Here is an 18,474-nt window from a genome sequence, read left to right on the forward strand (position 1 = left end):
CTCAGGCGCTGGTCTTGCGCCAGAAAACGCTGCCCCAGTCGATCTTCTCCAGCGGTTCGGTGATGCCGCGCTCGGCGCGGAAGTCCTCCACCGCCTTCACGCACGGCGGCAGGCTGAAGTCGTCGATGATGCAGTAACCGCCGACGGACAGCTTGTCGTAGAGGTTGCGCAGCACCACATCGGTCGACTCGTAGAGGTCGCCGTCCAGGCGCAGCACGGCGATCTGCCCGATCGGCGCGGTGGGGATGGTGTCGCGGAAGTAGCCCTCGAGGAACTCGACCTGCTCGTCCAGCAGGTCGTACGAGGCGAACCGGCGGCGCACCTCCGTCAGCCCGATCGAGTGCGAGTACGGCACGTCGGCCAGCGACTGCTCGGCCAGCGGGCCGGTGAACTGCCGGTCGGCGGGGTAGCGCTCGAGGTCCGGCTCGGGGAAGCCGGCGAACGAGTCGGCCACCCACACCTTGCGCTCGGTCTCGCCCCAGGCCCGCAGGATGCCGCGCATGTACATGCAGGTGCCGCCGCGCCAGACACCGGTTTCCACCAGGTCACCGGGGATCTGTTCGCGCAGCACGCTTTCCACGCACGCGCGGATGTTGTCCAGCCGCAGCCAGCCGACCATGGTGTCGGCGTCCTGGTGCGCGTACCGGCCCTCCTCCAGGTCGCGCAGGGTGGTGGTGTCGTCGGTGGCCCAGCGCGGTTTCTGCAACGGGGCGCCGAGGAAGATGTCGCTGCCGGAATACCGGGTCAGGCAGCGCTTGAGCAGGGCGAGATAGGCGTCCCTGGCCGCGGTCTCGGCGCGGCTCGCGGTGATGGTGTCGTCCACCGATGCTCCATTCGTGTGGCGTACGCGGCGAATCACCGGTTCGCCGATAATCGCGAATCGGTGGACGCGGAGATTATTATTGTTCGGCAGAGTGCGCGTTTCCCCAGATGCCGGATCGGCAGCGCATTTATCCTCCTATGTGGAAGGGTAACAAGGAGTCCGCCGATGTCAACAGAAGTTCTCTGGTTTGTCCGGTTTCGCGGTGTTTCCCTTGTCTTGCAACGAAAGTAGTAGCCGCTTCGGCGGAGTCGAGTACGCTCCTGTGATCCGGCTCACCCGGAAAATTCGGCTCCGGACGAATTGAAACGGCCTTTCGGGACACGGCCGCCTTGGGGTACGTTCGAGGTCATGGGGTGGTAGCCGCGAGTAGTCCGGAAGTTGACTCGGATGGCGGTATTCCCATTTGCCGATGACGGTATTAGGAGACTGGGGAATTCGAATGCAGGGCTTTCGCGGAGCGGCCGTACTGCGGGATCTGATCGGCAGCGCCGGTGCGGGTGACGCGGCGATCGCCGCGGCCGTGGCGCGCATCGGCGCCGACGAGGTGGCCGGGATCCTGGTCGACGAACTGCTGAACCGGGCCGAGCTGCAGGCCATCCCGCAGCTGGCCGAGCGGCCGCTCGTGGTGCTGTTCGAGCTCACCGCCCCCGGCGGTCCCGTGCGCCACTGGGTGCAGGTCGGCGGCGGCAAGACCACGCACGGCCCCGACGACCTCGGTTCCGCGCACGCCACCGTGGACCTGCCGCTGACCGAGCTGGTCCGGGTGGTCTTCGGCCCGCGCGGCGAAGGCGAGCTGAAGGGGCACCGCATCCGCTGGCGCGACTTCGAGGACCAGGCCGCGCTCGCCGCCGACATGCACGTGGTGCCGGTCCTGCAGCACCTGCTCAGCGGCACCACCCGGCAGCCGGTCGACCTGGCCGGGCTGTCCCTGCGCCAGGGTTCGGACAAGTGGGGGCTGCACTTCTACAGCCAGCACTACGAACGCCACTTCGAGCCCTACCGCGACCGCCCGCTGACCGTGCTGGAACTGGGCATCGGCGGCTACCAGGACCCGGCCGCCGGTGGTGGCTCGCTGCGCACCTGGAAGCGGTTCCTGCCGCGCGCGCTGGTGTTCGGGGTGGACATCTTCGACAAGAGCGGTGTCGCCGAGCAGCGGATCTACCCGATCAAGGGCGACCAGTCCGATCCGGCGTTCCTCGAGTCGCTGGCCGCCGAGATCGGCCCGATCGACATCGTCATCGACGACGGCAGCCACTACTGCCCGCACGTGGTCACCGCGTTCCACACCTTGTACAAGCACGTGGCCCCCGGCGGGCTGTACGTGATCGAGGACCTGCAGACGTCCTACTGGCCCGGTTACGGCGGGAGCAGCGAGAACCGCAACGACCCGGCCACCAGCATGGGGCTGCTCAAGGAACTGGTCGACGGGCTGAACCACGCCGAGTACCAGCTGGAGGGCTACGAGCCCAGCGAATACGACCTGACCATCGCGGGCATGCACTTCTACCACAACCTGGCGGTGCTGGAGAAAGGCCGGAACGAGGAGGCCTCCCTGCCCCGGTGGGTCGGCCGCGAACGCGTGGTCTGAGCGGGAGACCGCGGTGCTTGCCGAGCAGTGGTCGGGCCGGACGGTGGTGGTCACCGGCGGCCGCGGGTTCATCGGGGCCCACTTCACCGCGGAACTGGCCGCGGCCGGCGCGAAGGTGATCTCGCTGCACCGGGCAGGCCAGGCCGCGCCGGCCCCCGACGGTGTCCAGGAGATCGAACTCGACCTGCTGTCCACACTGGAGGTCGACGCGCTCTTCCGCTACGTCGGCGCGCACGCGGACACGCTGGTGCACTGCGCCGGCATCGACGGCAACGCCGACTTCAAGAAGCGGAACTTCGGCTCGATCCTCGACTCCAACGTCCGGATCACCTCGAACGTGCTCAACGGCGCCCGCGACCACGGCATCGGCACGGTGGTCCTGCTCAGCTCGGCGGAGATCTACTCGGCCTCGTCGGCCGGGCTGGTCACCGAGGAGGACGACTACCGGAAGCTGATGGAGCTCTCCGGTGACGGCTACACCCTGGCGAAGGTGTTCGCCGAACTGCTGGCCGACGCCTACCGGCAGCAGTTCGGCATGCGCGTCTTCCTGGCCAGGCCGACCAACGTGTACGGCCCCGGCGACGGGCTGAACCCGCGCTCGCGGCGGGTGATCCCGGCCATGCTCGCGCGGATCGCCGCCGGCGAACCCGTCCAGATCTGGGGCGACGGGCAGCAGCGGCGCTCCTTCATCCACGTGCACGACCTGGTGCACGCGGTCCTGGAGATGGTCGGCGACGGCTCGTACGACACGTTCAACGTGGCCACCCGCTCGTCGGTCTCCCTCCTCGAACTCGCGCGGCTGCTGTTCGCCGAGTTCGAGGTCGCCGAACGCATCGAACTGGACACCACGAAGGCCGGCGGGGCGAAGGCGCGCGAGCTGAGCGCCGACAAGATGTACGAGGTGATCGGCTTCACCCCCCGCCCCCTCGCCGACGGCCTGCGCGACACCGTCCACTGGTACAAATCCACCCTCGCCCACTGAGCCGGCTTCTGCGGGGAAAAGCAGGTTCGCCGCGCTGACCTGCGCAAATGCGTGCCTCTGTGGGGCCCGGTATGCTTTTGCCCGCAGAAGCCTGACCGGCTTCGGGGAGTGTGACGCGGCCGGTGGGGAATCCGCGGCGCCTCGGCCCCGAAGCGCTAGACTGGGTGGTCCGCCCCCGGATTCGACCCCCCGATTGGGAGCTACCCGTCGGGGCGGGTATCTTTGATGACCGTGCCCGGCACATGTCGGGCCGCTCCGTGTGCCGTCAGGCGCCGGGTGGGACGCGTGCAGCGCTCGCCAGGCCGCCCGGACGGGCTGGCGAGTACAAGCAGTTCCACGGAAACTCCGGCGGGAAGTTCTTGGGTCGTGATGACCCTGACGCGGGCCGACACGCCCGACCGCGGGGGCCGGGGAGAAACAAGCAAGATCGCGACAGAAAGCTGGTCCATTGCCCACGATCCAGCAGCTGGTCCGCAAGGGCCGCCAGGACAAGGCTGCCAAGCAGAAGACCGCGGCCCTCAAGGGGAGCCCGCAGCGGCGTGGCGTGTGCACCCGCGTGTACACCACGACCCCCAAGAAGCCGAACTCGGCGCTGCGCAAGGTCGCTCGTGTGAAGCTGACCAGCGGCATCGAGGTCACCGCCTACATCCCCGGTGAAGGCCACAACCTGCAGGAGCACTCGATGGTGCTCGTGCGCGGCGGCCGGGTGAAGGACCTGCCGGGGGTCCGTTACAAGATCATCCGCGGTTCCCTGGACACGCAGGGTGTGAAGAACCGCAAGCAGGCGCGCAGCCGGTACGGCGCGAAGAAGGAGAAGAGCTGATATGCCCCGCAAGGGTCCGGCCCCGAAGCGGCCATTGATCTCCGACCCCGTCTACGCCTCGCCGCTGGTCACCCAGCTGGTGAACAAGGTGCTCAAGGACGGGAAGCGGTCCCTGGCCGAGCGCATCGTCTACGGCGCGCTCGAAGGCGCTCGCGAGAAGACCGGCACCGACCCGGTCGTCACGCTGAAGCGCGCGCTCGACAACGTGAAGCCCACCATCGAGGTGAAGAGCCGCCGGGTCGGTGGCGCCACCTACCAGGTGCCGATCGAGGTCAAGCCCGGTCGCTCGACCACCCTTGCGCTCCGCTGGCTGGTGTCCTTCTCGGCGGCCCGTCGCGAGAAGACCATGATCGAGCGCCTGCAGAACGAGCTCCTCGACGCGAGCAACGGCCTCGGGGCCAGCGTCAAGCGCCGCGAGGACACGCACAAGATGGCCGAGTCCAACAAGGCGTTCGCCCACTACCGCTGGTGACGTCCGCCCGGCTGTCGAGAAAAGCCAGCCCGGGCCCCAAGCTTGAGACAGGGGAACACTGCAGTGGCACGTGACGTGCTGACCGACCTGAACCAGGTCCGCAACATCGGCATCATGGCCCACATCGACGCCGGTAAGACCACCACGACCGAGCGGATCCTGTTCTACACCGGGATCAACTACAAGATCGGCGAAGTCCACGACGGCGCCGCCACCATGGACTGGATGGAGGAGGAGCAGAAGCGGGGTATCACCATCACCTCGGCTGCCACCACCACCTTCTGGGCCGACCACCAGATCAACATCATCGACACCCCCGGCCACGTCGACTTCACCGTCGAGGTGGAGCGTTCGCTGCGGGTGCTCGACGGTGCGGTCGCCGTCTTCGACGGCAAGGAGGGCGTCGAGCCGCAGTCCGAGCAGGTCTGGCGGCAGGCCGACAAGTACGAAGTCCCGCGCATCTGCTTCGTCAACAAGATGGACAAGCTCGGTGCGGACTTCTACTTCACCGTGAAGACCATCGAGGACCGCCTCGGCGCCCGGCCGCTGGTCATCCAGCTGCCGATCGGTGCGGAGAACGAGTTCGAGGGCGTCATCGACCTGGTCCGCATGAAGGCGCTGACCTGGCGTGGCGAGGTCCAGAAGGGTGAGGACTACGCGGTCGAGGACATCCCCGCCGCGCTCGCCGACAAGGCCGCCGAGTACCGCGAGAAGCTGGTCGAGGCGATCGCCGAGACCGACGACGCGCTGATGGAGAAGTTCTTCGGTGGCGAGGAGCTGTCCGAGGCCGAGATCAAGGCCGGCATCCGGAAGCTGACGATCGCGCGTGAGGCGTACCCGGTGCTCACCGGTTCCGCCTTCAAGAACAAGGGCGTGCAGCCCATGCTCGACGCGGTCATCGACTACCTGCCGTCGCCGCTGGACGTCCCGCCGGTCGAGGGCGTGCTCCCCGACGGCGAGACCAAGGCCGTGCGGAAGCCCGCCACCGACGAGCCGTTCTCGGCGCTCGCGTTCAAGATCGCCGCGCACCCGTTCTTCGGCAAGCTGACCTACATCCGGGTCTACTCGGGCAAGGTCGCCAAGGGCACCCAGGTCGTGAACGCGACCAAGGAGCGCAAGGAACGCATCGGCGGCCTCTTCCAGATGCACTCCAACAAGGAGAACCCCGTCGAAGAGGGCCAGGCCGGCCACATCTACGCGGTGCAGGGCCTGAAGGACACCACCACCGGTGACACCCTGGCCGACCCGCAGAACCCGGTCGTGCTCGAGTCGATGACCTTCCCGGAGCCGGTCATCCGGGTGGCCATCGAGCCGAAGACCAAGGCCGACCAGGAGAAGCTGTCCCTGGCCATCCAGCGTCTCGCCGAAGAGGACCCGACCTTCCAGGTCAACCTCGACGAGGAGACCGGCCAGACGATCATCGCCGGGATGGGTGAACTGCACCTCGAGGTGCTGGTGAACCGGATGAAGTCCGACTACAAGGTCGAGGCGAACATCGGCAAGCCCCAGGTCGCCTACCGCGAGACGATCAAGAAGACCGTCGAGAAGCTCGACTACGTGCACAAGAAGCAGACCGGTGGCTCCGGTCAGTTCGCCAAGGTGATCGTCAAGCTGGAGCCGCTCGCGACGACCGACGGTGCGCTGTACGAGTTCGACAACAAGGTCACCGGTGGCCGCATCCCCCGGGAGTACATCCCGTCGGTGGACGCGGGCGCCCAGGACGCCATGCAGTACGGCGTGCTGGCCGGTTACCCGCTGGTGGGGTTGAAGCTGACCCTGCTGGACGGCGCGTACCACGAGGTCGACTCTTCGGAGATGGCGTTCAAGATCGCCGGTTCCATGGCGATGAAGGAAGCCGCGAAGAAGGCGGGCCCGGTCATCCTCGAGCCGCTCATGGCGGTCGAGGTCACCACGCCCGAGGACTACATGGGTGACGTGATCGGCGACCTGAACTCCCGCCGTGGCCAGATCCAGGCCATGGAGGAGCGCGCAGGCACCCGTGTCGTGAAGGCACTGGTTCCGCTGTCGGAGATGTTCGGCTACGTCGGTGACCTGCGGTCGCGTACCCAGGGCCGGGCGAACTACTCCATGCAGTTCGACTCCTACGCCGAGGTTCCCGCGAACGTCGCGAAGGAGATCGTCGCCAAGGCGACGGGGGAGTAACCCCAAGAGCCCGCGGGAGCGGGGCCTCGCGGCACACGGGGTCCCGCTTTCGACCAAATGATTCACCGGGTGGCAGCCACGCCGACCGGTGAGCAAGATCAAAATTAAGTCCAGGAGGACATTCCAGTGGCGAAGTCGAAGTTCGAGCGCACCAAGCCGCACGTCAACATCGGAACCATCGGTCACGTCGACCACGGGAAGACCACTCTGACCGCGGCCATCACCAAGGTTCTGCACGAGAAGTACCCCGAGCTGAACACCGCCTCGGCGTTCGACCAGATCGACAACGCGCCGGAAGAGAAGCAGCGCGGTATCACGATCAACATCTCGCACGTCGAGTACCAGACCGAGAAGCGCCACTACGCCCACGTGGACGCCCCCGGTCACGCGGACTACATCAAGAACATGATCACCGGTGCCGCCCAGATGGACGGCGCGATCCTGGTGGTCGCCGCGACCGACGGCCCGATGCCGCAGACCCGTGAGCACGTGCTGCTCGCCCGCCAGGTCGGCGTGCCCTACATCGTGGTGGCCCTGAACAAGGCCGACATGGTCGACGACGAGGAGATCCTCGAGCTGGTCGAGCTGGAGGTCCGCGAGCTGCTGTCCTCCCAGGAGTTCCCCGGCGACGACCTCCCGGTGGTCAAGGTCTCCGGCCTGAAGGCGCTCGAGGGCGACCCCAAGTGGAGCGAGACCGTCCTCGAGCTGATGGACGCCGTGGACAACAACGTCCCGGACCCGCAGCGCGAGCTGGACAAGCCGTTCCTCATGCCGATCGAGGACGTCTTCACCATCACCGGTCGTGGCACCGTGGTGACCGGTCGCGTGGAGCGCGGCCAGGTCAACGTGAACGACGAGGTCGAGATCGTGGGTATCCGCGAGAAGGCCACCAAGACCACCGTCACCGGTGTCGAGATGTTCCGCAAGCTGCTCGACTCGGGCCAGGCTGGCGACAACGTCGGCCTGCTGCTCCGCGGCATCAAGCGTGAGGACGTCGAGCGCGGCCAGGTCGTCGCGAAGCCCGGCGCCACCGTGCCCCACACCGAGTTCGAGGCCTCGGTGTACATCCTCTCCAAGGACGAGGGTGGCCGGCACACGCCGTTCTTCAACAACTACCGCCCGCAGTTCTACTTCCGCACCACCGACGTGACCGGCGTGGTGACCCTCCCCGAGGGCACCGAGATGGTCATGCCGGGCGACAACACCGACATCAAGGCGAACCTGATCCAGCCGATCGTCATGGACGAGGGCCTGCGGTTCACCATCCGCGAGGGTGGCCGCACCGTCGGCGCCGGCCAGGTCACCAAGATCAACAAGTGATCTCCACCTGAACCCGGGGGGCTCTCGACCCCGGGTTCAGGTCGTGAAATCACCTGTGCGACACTATTCAGGTTGCTTCGTGATGGGGCGGCCGAACCCGATCCGGGTTGCGGCCGCCCTGTCACGAGAGCCGAGGTCCGCCGAGCTCTTCCTTCGGGTGAGGGTTGCGGGCAAGGGCCGCCGATTCGGTGGCCCCCTCACGTTGAGGAAGACCAGGCAGGACGACGATCCCCGGGGATCCGTCTGTGCAGCGGGCGCGACACGCCCGACCGCGTGGACCGGAGACAGGGCCGTTGAACTGCGGAAACCGGGGCGGAAGTCCGGGTTGAACAGATAGCGGCACGAGACGACAAGGAACGCAGCCACCATGGCGGGACAGAAGATCCGCATTCGGCTCAAGGCCTACGACCACGAGGCGATCGACGCCAGCGCGCGCAAGATCGTCGAGACGGTCACGCGCACCGGCGCCTCAGTCGTGGGCCCGGTGCCGCTGCCCACCGAGAAGAACGTTTATTGCGTCATCCGCTCGCCGCACAAGTACAAGGACTCGCGCGAGCACTTCGAGATGCGCACGCACAAGCGGCTGATCGACATCCTCGACCCGACGCCGAAGACGGTGGACGCGCTCATGCGCATCGACCTGCCGGCCAGTGTCGACGTCAACATCCAGTAAGCGCGGACCTGCTTGCAGGGTCCGAACCACCGGACACAGTCGAGCGGCGATACAGAAGAGACGGACTCATGTCTGATAGGCAAGTGAAGGGCATCCTGGGCACCAAGCTCGGCATGACCCAGGTCTTCGACGAGCACAACCGGATGATTCCGGTGACCGTCGTGCAGGCCGGGCCGAACGTGGTGACCCAGGTCCGTACCCAGGACAAAGACGGCTACAGCGCCGTGCAGCTGGCCTTCGGTGCCGTGGACCCGCGCCGGGTCAACAAGCCGAAGACCGGGCACTTCGACAAGGCGGGGGTGACCCCGCGCCGGCACCTCGCCGAGCTGCGCACCACCGACGCCGACGGCTACGAGGTCGGCCAGGAGATCACCGCCGAGGTGTTCCCCGCCGGCACGGTCATCGACGTGACCGGTACGACCAAGGGCAAGGGCTACGCCGGTGTCATGAAGCGCCACGGCTTCAAGGGCCAGGGCGCGAGCCACGGTGCGCAGGCCGTGCACCGCAAGCCCGGCTCGATCGGTGGCTGCGCCACCCCGGGCCGCGTTTTCAAGGGGCTCCGCATGGCGGGCCGGATGGGTTCCGCGCGGGTGACCACGCAGGGCCTGACCGTGCACGACGTGCGCGCCGACGAGGGCCTGCTGCTGATCAAGGGCGCGGTCCCCGGGAACAAGGGCGGTCTGGTCTTCGTCAGGACCGCCGCGAAGGGTGGTAACACCGAATGACCAGCGTCGAGCTGAAGACCCCGGCCGGTAAAGCCGACGGCACGATCGAGCTCCCCGCGGAGATCTTCGACGTGCAGGCCAACGTGCCGCTGATGCACCAGGTCGTGACGGCCCAGCTGGCCGCCGCGCGGCAGGGCACGCACGACACCAAGACCCGCGGCGAGGTCGCGGGCGGTGGCAAGAAGCCGTACCGCCAGAAGGGCACCGGTCGCGCCCGCCAGGGTTCGATCCGCGCCCCGCAGTTCACCGGTGGTGGCGTCGTCCACGGCCCCACGCCGCGTGACTACACCCAGCGGACCCCGAAGAAGATGAAGGCCGCCGCCCTGCGTGGCGCCCTCTCCGACCGGGCCCGCGCCGGCCAGCTGCACGTGGTCACCGAGCTGGTCAGCGGCGAGAAGCCGTCGACCAAGGCGGCGAAGACCGCGCTGCGCGCGCTGACCGAGGCCAAGCGGGTGCTCGTGGTGCTGCACCGCGACGACGAGCTGTCGTGGAACTCGGTGCGCAACCTGACCGACGTGCACCTGATCACGCCGGACCAGCTCAACACCTACGACGTGCTGGTCAACGACGACGTGGTGTTCACCAAGTCCGCGTACGACGCCTTCGTCGCCGGGCCCGTCAAGGGCAAGGGCGCCAAGGCCACCGCGCGGTCGAGCGAAGTTGCCGAAGGGAGTGACGAGCAGTGAGTTCCGTCGCCATTCCTGACCCCCGCGACATCGTGCTCGCGCCGGTGATCTCCGAGAAGTCCTACGGGCTGCTCGAGGACCACAAGTACACGTTCGTGGTTCGCCCGGACGCCAACAAGACCCAGATCAAGATCGCCATCGAGCAGATCTTCGGTGTCAAGGTCGTCAGCGTGAACACGCTGAACCGCCAGGGCAAGCGCAAGCGCACCCGGTACGGCTTCGGCAAGCGCAAGGACATCAAGCGCGCCGTCGTGACCCTGTCCGCTGAGAGCAAGCCGATCGAGATCTTCGGCGGACCCGCCGCGTAAGGGACTGAGCAGACATGGGTATTCGCAAGTACAAGCCGACCACTCCCGGTCGCCGTGGTTCCAGCGTCTCCGACTTCGCGGAGATCACCCGGTCCACCCCGGAGAAGTCGCTGCTGCGTCCGCTGCACGGCCGCGGCGGCCGCAACTCCTCCGGCAAGATCACCACCCGGCACAAGGGTGGTGGCCACAAGCGGGCGTACCGGCTGATCGACTTCCGCAGGCACGACAAGGACGGCATCCCGGCCAAGGTCGCGCACATCGAGTACGACCCCAACCGGTCCGCTCGGATCGCGCTGCTGCACTACGCGGACGGCGAGAAGCGCTACATCATCGCGCCGGAGAAGCTGCGCCAGGGCGACACCGTGGAGAACGGCCCCCGCGCCGACATCAAGCCCGGTAACAACCTGCCGCTGCGCAACATCCCGGTCGGTACCGTGATCCACGCGATCGAGCTCCGCCCCGGTGGCGGCGCGAAGATCGCCCGGTCCGCGGGCGCCAAGGTCCAGCTGGTGGCCAAGGACGGGCCGTACGCCCAGCTGCGGATGCCTTCGGGCGAGATCCGCAACGTGGACGTGCGCAACCGCGCCACGGTCGGCGAGGTCGGGAACTCCGAGCACGCCAACATCAACTGGGGCAAGGCCGGTCGTAACCGCTGGCGGGGCAAGCGCCCCACCGTCCGTGGTGTCGTGATGAACCCGGTCGACCACCCGCACGGTGGTGGTGAGGGGAAGACCTCCGGTGGTCGCCACCCGGTCAACCCGAACGGCAAGCCGGAGGGCCGCACCCGCCGCAACAAGCCGAGTGACAAGCTGATCGTCCGCCGCCGGCGTACCGGCAAGAAGCGCTGAGCAGGGAGGTAGAAGACTATGCCGCGCAGCCTGAAGAAGGGCCCGTTCGTGGATGACCACCTGCTCAAGAAGGTGGACGCGCTGAACGAGGCGAACAAGAAGACGGTGATCAAGACCTGGTCCCGCCGCTCCACGATCATCCCCGATTTCCTGGGGCACACGATCGCGGTGCACGACGGCCGCAAGCACGTCCCGGTGTTCGTCACCGAGGCGATGGTGGGTCACAAGCTGGGCGAGTTCGCCCCGACGCGGACCTTCAAGGGTCACATCAAGGACGACCGCAAGTCCCGCCGCCGCTGAGCGGTGCGACAGACAGCAAAGAGGTAGCAAGCGATGAACGCCAAGGATGCGACGGTCGAGGCTCTGCCCACGGCCTTCGCGCGGGCTCGCTTCGTCCGGGACTCGCCGACCAAGGTGCGCCGGGTGATCGAGCTCATCAAGGGCCGCAGCGCCGCCGACGCCCTCGCCGTGCTGCGGTTCGCACCGCAGGCGGCCAGTGAGCCGGTGGCGAAGGTGCTCGCCAGCGCCATGGCCAACGCCGAGAACAACCTCGACCTCGACCCGGACACCCTCTGGGTCAAGAACGCGTACGCCGACGAGGGTCCGACCCTCAAGCGCATCCGCCCGCGGGCCCAGGGCCGCGCGTACCGGATCCGCAAGCGCACGAGCCACATCACCGTCGAGGTGGAGTCGCGGCCGAAGGCCGACAAAAAGGCGAAGAGCAAGAAGGCAGGTGGCCGGTAGTGGGCCAGAAGATCAACCCGCACGGCTTCCGGCTGGGCATCACCACGGACTGGAAGTCCCGCTGGTACGCCGACAAGCAGTACGCCGAGTACGTGGCGGAGGACGTCAAGATCCGCAAGCTCCTGTCCACGGGCATGGAGCGGGCCGGCATCTCGAAGGTGGAGATCGAGCGCACCCGTGACCGGGTCCGCGTCGACATCCACACCGCCCGCCCGGGCATCGTCATCGGCCGCCGCGGCGCCGAGGCGGACCGGATCCGCGGTGCGCTCGAGAAGCTGACCAAGAAGCAGGTCCAGCTGAACATCCTCGAGGTCAAGAACCCCGAGGCGGACGCCCAGCTGGTCGCGCAGGGTGTGGCGGAGCAGCTGTCCAACCGCGTGGCGTTCCGCCGCGCGATGCGGAAGGCGATCCAGAGCTCCATGCGCTCGCCGCAGGTCAAGGGCATCCGGGTGCAGTGCGGTGGCCGCCTCGGCGGTGCCGAGATGTCCCGCTCGGAGCACTACCGCGACGGCCGCGTGCCGCTGCACACGCTGCGCGCCGACATCGACTACGGCTTCTTCGAGGCCCGCACCACCTTCGGCCGCATCGGCGTGAAGGTGTGGATCTACAAGGGTGACGTGGTCGGCGGGCTCAAGGCCAAGGAAGCGCGTGACGCTGCCGCGGCCGCCGAGCGCGCGCCGCGTCGCGACCGTGGCGACCGTCCGTCCCGCCCGCGCCGCTCCGGCGCGTCGGGCACCACGGCCACCTCCACGGAAGCGGGCCGGGCCGCCGCGGCGACCAAGAACGACACCGCCGCCGAGTCGGCGACCCCGGCTGCCGAGGGCACCACCCCGGCCGCCGCAGAGAAGACGGAGGGCTGACGTGCTCATCCCGCGCAAGGTCAAGCACCGGAAGCAGCACTCGCCGAAGCGCGCCGGTGCCGCCAAGGGCGGTACCAAGGTCAGCTTCGGTGACCTGGGGATCCAGGCACTCGAGCACAGCTACGTGACGAACCGGCAGATCGAAGCGGCCCGTATCGCCATGACCCGCCACATCAAGCGTGGCGGCAAGGTGTGGACCACCATCTACCCGGACCGCCCGCTGACCAAGAAGCCCGCCGAAACCCGCATGGGTTCCGGTAAGGGTTCCCCGGAGTGGTGGATCGCCAACGTCAAGCCGGGCCGGGTGATGTTCGAACTGAGCTTCCCCAACGAGGCCACGGCTCGCGAGGCGCTCCGCCGCGCGATCCACAAGCTGCCCATGAAGTGCCGAATCGTGACCCGTGAAGGTGGTGAGTTCTGATGGCCAAGGCAGAAGCCGCCGCGGCATCGGAGCTGCGTGAACTCACTGCGGAGGAGCTCGTGCTGCGCCTCAAGGAGGCCAAGGAGGAGCTGTTCAACCTCCGCTTCCAGATGGCCACCGGGCAGCTGGACAACAACCGCAGGCTGCGGGCCGTCCGTTCGGACATCGCCCGCATCTACACGGTGATGCGCGAGCGCGAGCTCGGGCTGTCCGTCTCCCCAGATGACGCCGAAAACGAAGAAGGTGCCGCATGAGCGAGCCGATCGCGGCCCAGGACAAGGCGTCCGGCCGCAACTACCGCAAGGTCCGTGAGGGCCTGGTCGTCTCCGACAAGATGGACAAGACCATCGTCGTCGAGCTGGAGGACCGCAAGAAGCACGCCCTCTACGGCAAGGTCATGCGGTCCACCACCAAGGTGAAGGCGCACGACGAGGAGAACACCGCCGGTATCGGCGACCGCGTTCTGCTCATGGAGACCCGACCGCTGTCGGCCACCAAGCGCTGGCGGCTCGTCGAGATCCGCGAGAAGGCCAAGTAAGCCGGGGGACTTCCCAAAGTTCCCTATCCGTTCCGCCAGGCTCACCCCGGTCCACGGGGTGAGAACCGGCGAGACATACAGGAGTTGACGTGATCCAGCAGGAGTCGCGACTGCGAGTCGCCGACAACACGGGTGCCAAGGAGATCCTCTGCATCCGCGTGCTCGGCGGTTCGGGGCGGCGCTACGCGGGTATCGGCGACATCATCGTCGCCACCGTTAAGGACGCCATCCCGGCTGCCGGGGTGAAGAAGGGCGACGTGGTCAAGGCCGTCATCGTCCGCACGGTGAAGGAGCGGCGTCGTCCGGACGGCTCCTACATCCGGTTCGACGAGAACGCCGCGGTGCTCATCAAGAACGACAACGAGCCGCGTGGCACCCGCATCTTCGGCCCGGTCGGCCGTGAGCTGCGCGATCGGAAGTTCATGAAGATCATCTCGCTCGCGCCGGAGGTGTTGTAAGTGAAGGTGAAGAAGGGCGACACGGTCGTCGTCATCGCCGGCAAGGACAAGGGCGCGAAGGGCAAGGTCATCCAGGCCTACCCGGAGCGGTCGCGCGTGCTGGTCGAGGGCGTGAACCGGATCAAGAAGCACACGCGGATCAGCCAGACCCAGCGCGGCGCGCAGTCCGGCGGCATCGTGACCCAGGAAGCCCCCATCCACGTGTCGAACGTGATGGTCGTCGACTCCGACGGCAAGCCGACCCGGGTGGGCTACCGCATCGGCGAGGACGGCAAGAAGGTCCGGATCTCGCGCAGCAACGGCAAGGACATCTGATGACCACCGCTGAGAAGATCGTGCCGCGTCTCAAGACGCGCTACCGCGAGAGCATCGCGGGCGAGCTCCAGAAGGAGTTCGAGTTCGCGAACGTGCACCAGATCCCCGGTGTGGTCAAGGTCGTGGTGAACATGGGCGTCGGCGACGCCGCCCGTGACAGCAAGCTGATCGAAGGCGCCATCCGCGACCTGGCCACCATCACCGGGCAGAAGCCCGAGGTGCGCAAGGCCCGGAAGTCGATCGCGCAGTTCAAGCTGCGCGAGGGCCAGCCGATCGGCGCGCGGGTCACCCTGCGCAACGACCGCATGTGGGAGTTCCTGGACCGGCTGCTGAACATCGCGCTGCCGCGTATCCGCGACTTCCGCGGGCTGTCGCCGAAGCAGTTCGACGGCAACGGCAACTACACCTTCGGTCTCAACGAGCAGTCGATGTTCCACGAGATCGACCCCGACTCCATCGACCGCCCCCGCGGCATGGACGTCACCGTTGTCACCACCGCCACCACCGACGACGAGGGCCGCGCGCTGCTTCGCAAGCTCGGCTTCCCGTTCAAGGAGAACTGAGCCGATGGCCAAGAAAGCACTGGTCCACAAGGCCGCGAAGAAGCCGAAGTTCAAGGTGCGCGGCTACACCCGCTGCCAGCGGTGCGGTCGCCCGCACTCGGTCTTCCGCAAGTTCGGGCTGTGCCGTATCTGCCTTCGCGAGATGGCACACGCCGGCGAGCTGCCCGGCGTGAGCAAGTCCAGCTGGTAAAGGCTTCCTTCAAGACTCCCAAGTTCGCCACAGGCCCCGCCACGATGGTGGCGGGGAACCAGGGCGAGAAAGGTTGACAGGTCACCATGACGATGACCGACCCGATCGCAGACTTCTTGACCCGTCTGCGCAACGCGAACTCCGCGTACCACGACGAGGTCGTGCTGCCCCACTCGAAGCTCAAGGCGAACATCGCCGAGATCCTCAAGCGCGAGGGCTACATCTCCGCCTTCCGCGACGAGCCGGGCGAGAAGCACAAGAACCTCGTGGTGCAGCTCAAGTACGGCCCGAACCGTGAGCGCAGCATCGCCGGCCTCCGGCGCGTGTCGAAGCCCGGTCTGCGCGTGTACGCCAAGTCCACCGAACTGCCCAGCGTGCTGGGTGGCCTCGGGGTCGCCATCATCTCGACGTCCTCCGGTCTCCAGACCGACCGGCAGGCCAAGCGCAACGGCGTGGGCGGCGAAGTCCTCGCCTACGTCTGGTAAGGGAGGGGATCAGCAATGTCACGTATCGGAAAACTGCCGGTCACCGTCCCCGCCGGGGTCGAGGTGAAGATCGACGGGCAGCACATCTCGGTCAAGGGCCCGAAGGGCACGCTCGAGCACACCATCGCCGAGCCGATCTTCGCCGAGCTCAACGACGGGGTCATCGAGGTCAAGCGGCCGGATGACGAGCGCTCCAGCCGGGCCCTGCACGGCCTGACCCGCACCCTGGTGAACAACCTGGTGGTCGGCGTCACCGAGGGTTACGAGAAGAAGCTCGAGATCCACGGCGTCGGTTACCGCGTGCAGGCCAAGGGCTCGGACCTCGAGTTCGCGCTCGGCTTCTCCCACCCGGTGCACATCCCGGCTCCGGAGGGCATCACCTTCAAGGTGGAGACCCCCACCCGGTTCTCGGTGTCCGGCATCGACAAGCAGAAGGTCGGCCAGACCGCGGCGGTCATCCGCAAGCTGCGCCGTCCGGACCCGTACAAGGGCAAGGGCCTGCGGTACGAGGGTGAGCGCATCCGCCGCAAGGTCGGAAAGACGGGTAAGTGATCATGAGCGACACGACTACGACGAAGCGCAAGCCGGTCGGCAAGGACGTCTCGACCCGCCGTCGCGTGGCGAAGACCCGTCGGCACTTCCGGCTCCGCAAGAAGATCAACGGGACTCCGGAGCGGCCGCGGCTGGCCGTGAAGAAGTCCTCGCGGCACCTGTCCGTCCAGCTGATCGACGACCTCGCCGGGCACACCCTGGCCGCGGCGTCGACCATGGAGGCGGACGTGCGCGCGGCCGACGGCGACAAGAAGGCCAAGGCCGCCAAGGTGGGCGAGCTGCTGGCCGCCCGCGCCAAGAACGCCGGCGTGACCAGCGTGGTGTTCGACCGGGGTGGCAACGCCTACCACGGCCGCATCGCCGCGCTCGCGGACGCCGCCCGCGGGGCGGGCCTGGAGTTCTGATGACTATGCAGTACATGCTGGTGAATGGAAGGAAAGCCTGATGCCGGGACGTACACGGCAATTCGGCGGCGGCCAGGGCGGTCCCGGCGGGCAGGGCGGCAACGACCGCAATGACCGCCGCGAGCGCCGGGATCGCCGCGACGGCGGCCGTGGCGGGGCGGCCCAGGAGAAGACCCCGCACCTCGAGCGCGTGGTCGCGATCAACCGCGTCGCCAAGGTCGTCAAGGGTGGTCGGCGCTTCAGCTTCACCGCCCTGGTGGTCGTCGGTGACGGCGACGGTCAGGTCGGCGTCGGCTACGGCAAGGCCAAGGAAGTTCCCGCGGCCATCGCCAAGGGTGTCGAGGAGGCGAAGAAGAACTTCTTCCGCGTGCCTCGCATCGCCGGCACCATCCCGCACCCGATCCAGGGTGAGGACGCCGCCGGTGTGGTGCTGCTGCGCCCGGCGAGTGCCGGTACCGGCGTTATCGCCGGTGGTTCGGTGCGTGCGGTGCTGGAGTGCGCCGGGGTGCACGACGTGCTCTCCAAGTCGCTCGGCAGTGACAACGCGATCAACATCGTGCACGCCACCGTCGCGGCTCTGAAGGGTCTGCAGCGTCCGGAGGAGGTGGCGGCCCGCCGTGGCCTGCCGCTCGAGGACGTCGCCCCGGCCCGGATGCTGCGCCAGCGCGCCGGTCAGGGGGTCTGAGATGGCTCAGCTCAAGGTGACCCAGGTCAAGAGCAAGATCGGCACGAAGCACAACCACCGCGAATCGCTGCGCACCCTCGGGCTGCGCAAGATCCGGCAGTCGGTGGTGCGTGAGGACACCCCCCAGGTGCGCGGTCTGATCCACGCCGTCCGCCACCTGGTGGAGGTCGAGGAGGTCAAGTCATGACGGCCATCAAGATCCACCACCTGCGCCCGGCGCCCGGCGCCAAGCGCGACAAGATCCGCGTCGGCCGCGGTGAAGGCTCGAAGGGCAAGACGGCCGGTCGCGGTACGAAGGGTACGAAGGCGCGGAAGAACGTGCCCGTGCGCTTCGAGGGTGGGCAGATGCCCATCCACATGCGCCTGCCGAAGCTGCGCGGCTTCAAGAACCGGTTCCGCACCGAGTACCAGCCGGTGAACGTGGGCGACATCGCCCGCGTCTTCGCCGACGGTGGCAAGGTCGGCCCGGAGGAGCTCGCGGCCCGCGGCCTGGTCCGCAAGGGCAAGCTGGTCAAGGTTCTCGGCAACGGTGACCTCAACGGCGTCAAGCTCGACGTCACCGCCGACGCCTTCTCCGGCTCCGCCAAGGAGAAGCTCGAAGCCGCCGGTGGCTCCGCCACCACGAACTGACGCGCTTCTTCCCGCAAAAGGCCCGCCAGGTCCCCAGGACCCGGCGGGCCTTTTCACGTCCTGCCTTCCCCGCCAACCCGGCTACCTGCTTCTCCCCGCAGAACCCGGGCGCGTACTTCTGCCCGCAGAACCCGGCCCCGCCTCTCCGCCGAACCCAAGATGTCCGCGCCCAACTCGCGCGACTCGGCCGGCCTGCTTCTCCCTGCAGAACCGAGGCC

28 protein-coding genes are annotated in these 18,474 nt (G+C 67.6%); 27 read left to right on the plus strand and 1 reads right to left on the minus strand.

Going from position 1 to position 18,474, the window contains the following annotated elements:
- Position 1 precedes the first annotated feature (1 nt).
- Positions 2-823: a TylF/MycF/NovP-related O-methyltransferase gene (locus JOM49_RS09820; RefSeq protein WP_209664011.1), complete on the minus strand. Its 822-nt coding sequence runs from the start codon at positions 821-823 to the stop codon at positions 2-4.
- 439 nt (positions 824-1,262) lie between these two features.
- On the opposite strand from JOM49_RS09820, the gene JOM49_RS09825 reads away from it, so the two are divergent.
- The 27 genes from JOM49_RS09825 to rplO all read left to right on the plus strand — a co-directional run bounded on the left by JOM49_RS09825 (position 1,263) and on the right by rplO (position 18,256).
- Positions 1,263-2,411, plus strand: coding sequence for a class I SAM-dependent methyltransferase (locus JOM49_RS09825; RefSeq protein ID WP_209664012.1), 1,149 nt, complete (start codon positions 1,263-1,265; stop codon positions 2,409-2,411).
- A gap of 13 nt (positions 2,412-2,424) precedes the next feature.
- Entirely contained in the window at positions 2,425-3,393 is a 969-nt protein-coding gene (locus JOM49_RS09830) for an NAD-dependent epimerase/dehydratase family protein (RefSeq protein WP_209664013.1), read from the plus strand.
- Positions 3,394-3,841: 448 nt separating this feature from the next.
- The gene (gene rpsL / locus JOM49_RS09835) at positions 3,842-4,216 is read left to right on the plus strand and encodes a 30S ribosomal protein S12 (protein WP_003102113.1); all 375 of its coding nucleotides are present in this window, start codon (positions 3,842-3,844) and stop codon (positions 4,214-4,216) included.
- A 1-nt stretch (position 4,217) separates the two neighbouring features.
- Positions 4,218-4,688 carry a 30S ribosomal protein S7 gene (rpsG, locus tag JOM49_RS09840; RefSeq protein ID WP_005166770.1) on the plus strand — a complete coding sequence of 157 codons (471 nt, stop codon included), beginning with the start codon at positions 4,218-4,220 and terminating at the stop codon, positions 4,686-4,688.
- Positions 4,689-4,751: 63 nt separating this feature from the next.
- Positions 4,752-6,851 carry an elongation factor G gene (gene fusA, locus JOM49_RS09845; RefSeq protein WP_209664014.1) on the plus strand — a complete coding sequence of 700 codons (2,100 nt, stop codon included), beginning with the start codon at positions 4,752-4,754 and terminating at the stop codon, positions 6,849-6,851.
- A gap of 126 nt (positions 6,852-6,977) precedes the next feature.
- Complete coding sequence (tuf, locus tag JOM49_RS09850) at positions 6,978-8,171, plus strand: elongation factor Tu (RefSeq protein ID WP_209664015.1); 1,194 nt, start codon at positions 6,978-6,980, stop codon at positions 8,169-8,171.
- Positions 8,172-8,538: 367 nt separating this feature from the next.
- Positions 8,539-8,844 carry a 30S ribosomal protein S10 gene (gene rpsJ, locus JOM49_RS09855; protein ID WP_003883485.1) on the plus strand — a complete coding sequence of 102 codons (306 nt, stop codon included), beginning with the start codon at positions 8,539-8,541 and terminating at the stop codon, positions 8,842-8,844.
- A gap of 68 nt (positions 8,845-8,912) precedes the next feature.
- Entirely contained in the window at positions 8,913-9,569 is a 657-nt protein-coding gene (rplC, locus tag JOM49_RS09860) for a 50S ribosomal protein L3 (RefSeq protein ID WP_209664016.1), read from the plus strand.
- A complete protein-coding gene (gene rplD, locus JOM49_RS09865; RefSeq protein WP_209664017.1) occupies positions 9,566-10,255 on the plus strand; it encodes a 50S ribosomal protein L4 in 690 nt (229 codons plus the stop codon). Before rplC ends, rplD begins: the two co-directional genes overlap by 4 nt.
- Entirely contained in the window at positions 10,252-10,563 is a 312-nt protein-coding gene (gene rplW, locus JOM49_RS09870; RefSeq protein ID WP_153035999.1) for a 50S ribosomal protein L23, read from the plus strand. Before rplD ends, rplW begins: the two co-directional genes overlap by 4 nt.
- A gap of 14 nt (positions 10,564-10,577) precedes the next feature.
- Positions 10,578-11,411, plus strand: coding sequence for a 50S ribosomal protein L2 (gene rplB, locus JOM49_RS09875; protein ID WP_209664018.1), 834 nt, complete (start codon positions 10,578-10,580; stop codon positions 11,409-11,411).
- An 18-nt stretch (positions 11,412-11,429) separates the two neighbouring features.
- Positions 11,430-11,711 (plus strand): 30S ribosomal protein S19, encoded by a 282-nt coding sequence (rpsS, locus tag JOM49_RS09880; protein ID WP_153035997.1) that lies wholly within the window; start codon positions 11,430-11,432, stop codon positions 11,709-11,711.
- A gap of 33 nt (positions 11,712-11,744) precedes the next feature.
- A complete protein-coding gene (gene rplV, locus JOM49_RS09885; protein WP_209664019.1) occupies positions 11,745-12,155 on the plus strand; it encodes a 50S ribosomal protein L22 in 411 nt (136 codons plus the stop codon).
- Entirely contained in the window at positions 12,155-13,015 is an 861-nt protein-coding gene (rpsC, locus tag JOM49_RS09890; RefSeq protein ID WP_113695887.1) for a 30S ribosomal protein S3, read from the plus strand. Before rplV ends, rpsC begins: the two co-directional genes overlap by 1 nt.
- A gap of 1 nt (position 13,016) precedes the next feature.
- On the plus strand, positions 13,017-13,436 hold the full coding sequence (rplP, locus tag JOM49_RS09895) for a 50S ribosomal protein L16 (RefSeq protein WP_113695888.1): 420 nt from the start codon (positions 13,017-13,019) through the stop codon (positions 13,434-13,436).
- A complete protein-coding gene (gene rpmC, locus JOM49_RS09900; protein WP_209664020.1) occupies positions 13,436-13,690 on the plus strand; it encodes a 50S ribosomal protein L29 in 255 nt (84 codons plus the stop codon). The genes rplP and rpmC overlap by 1 nt, the downstream gene beginning before the upstream one ends.
- Complete coding sequence (gene rpsQ, locus JOM49_RS09905) at positions 13,687-13,974, plus strand: 30S ribosomal protein S17 (protein ID WP_113695890.1); 288 nt, start codon at positions 13,687-13,689, stop codon at positions 13,972-13,974. The genes rpmC and rpsQ overlap by 4 nt, the downstream gene beginning before the upstream one ends.
- Before the next feature lie 89 nt (positions 13,975-14,063).
- Positions 14,064-14,432 carry a 50S ribosomal protein L14 gene (rplN, locus tag JOM49_RS09910; protein ID WP_004558867.1) on the plus strand — a complete coding sequence of 123 codons (369 nt, stop codon included), beginning with the start codon at positions 14,064-14,066 and terminating at the stop codon, positions 14,430-14,432.
- Positions 14,433-14,747, plus strand: a complete 315-nt coding sequence (gene rplX, locus JOM49_RS09915) for a 50S ribosomal protein L24 (protein ID WP_209664021.1) — start codon at positions 14,433-14,435, stop codon at positions 14,745-14,747.
- Entirely contained in the window at positions 14,747-15,310 is a 564-nt protein-coding gene (rplE, locus tag JOM49_RS09920; protein WP_209664022.1) for a 50S ribosomal protein L5, read from the plus strand. The genes rplX and rplE overlap by 1 nt, the downstream gene beginning before the upstream one ends.
- Before the next feature lie 4 nt (positions 15,311-15,314).
- Entirely contained in the window at positions 15,315-15,500 is a 186-nt protein-coding gene (locus JOM49_RS09925; protein ID WP_113695893.1) for a type Z 30S ribosomal protein S14, read from the plus strand.
- An 86-nt stretch (positions 15,501-15,586) separates the two neighbouring features.
- Complete coding sequence (rpsH, locus tag JOM49_RS09930) at positions 15,587-15,985, plus strand: 30S ribosomal protein S8 (protein ID WP_153035995.1); 399 nt, start codon at positions 15,587-15,589, stop codon at positions 15,983-15,985.
- A gap of 15 nt (positions 15,986-16,000) precedes the next feature.
- Complete coding sequence (gene rplF / locus JOM49_RS09935) at positions 16,001-16,537, plus strand: 50S ribosomal protein L6 (protein ID WP_209664023.1); 537 nt, start codon at positions 16,001-16,003, stop codon at positions 16,535-16,537.
- 2 nt (positions 16,538-16,539) lie between these two features.
- Positions 16,540-16,941: a 50S ribosomal protein L18 gene (gene rplR / locus JOM49_RS09940; protein WP_209664024.1), complete on the plus strand. Its 402-nt coding sequence runs from the start codon at positions 16,540-16,542 to the stop codon at positions 16,939-16,941.
- Between the two features lie 40 nt (positions 16,942-16,981).
- The gene (gene rpsE, locus JOM49_RS09945) at positions 16,982-17,626 is read left to right on the plus strand and encodes a 30S ribosomal protein S5 (RefSeq protein ID WP_153035992.1); all 645 of its coding nucleotides are present in this window, start codon (positions 16,982-16,984) and stop codon (positions 17,624-17,626) included.
- Between the two features lies 1 nt (position 17,627).
- Positions 17,628-17,813: a 50S ribosomal protein L30 gene (rpmD, locus tag JOM49_RS09950; protein ID WP_209664025.1), complete on the plus strand. Its 186-nt coding sequence runs from the start codon at positions 17,628-17,630 to the stop codon at positions 17,811-17,813.
- Complete coding sequence (gene rplO, locus JOM49_RS09955; protein ID WP_209664026.1) at positions 17,810-18,256, plus strand: 50S ribosomal protein L15; 447 nt, start codon at positions 17,810-17,812, stop codon at positions 18,254-18,256. Before rpmD ends, rplO begins: the two co-directional genes overlap by 4 nt.
- Positions 18,257-18,474: the final 218 nt, after the last annotated feature.

The organism is Amycolatopsis magusensis (assembly GCF_017875555.1).
Classification (GTDB): domain Bacteria; phylum Actinomycetota; class Actinomycetes; order Mycobacteriales; family Pseudonocardiaceae; genus Amycolatopsis; species Amycolatopsis magusensis.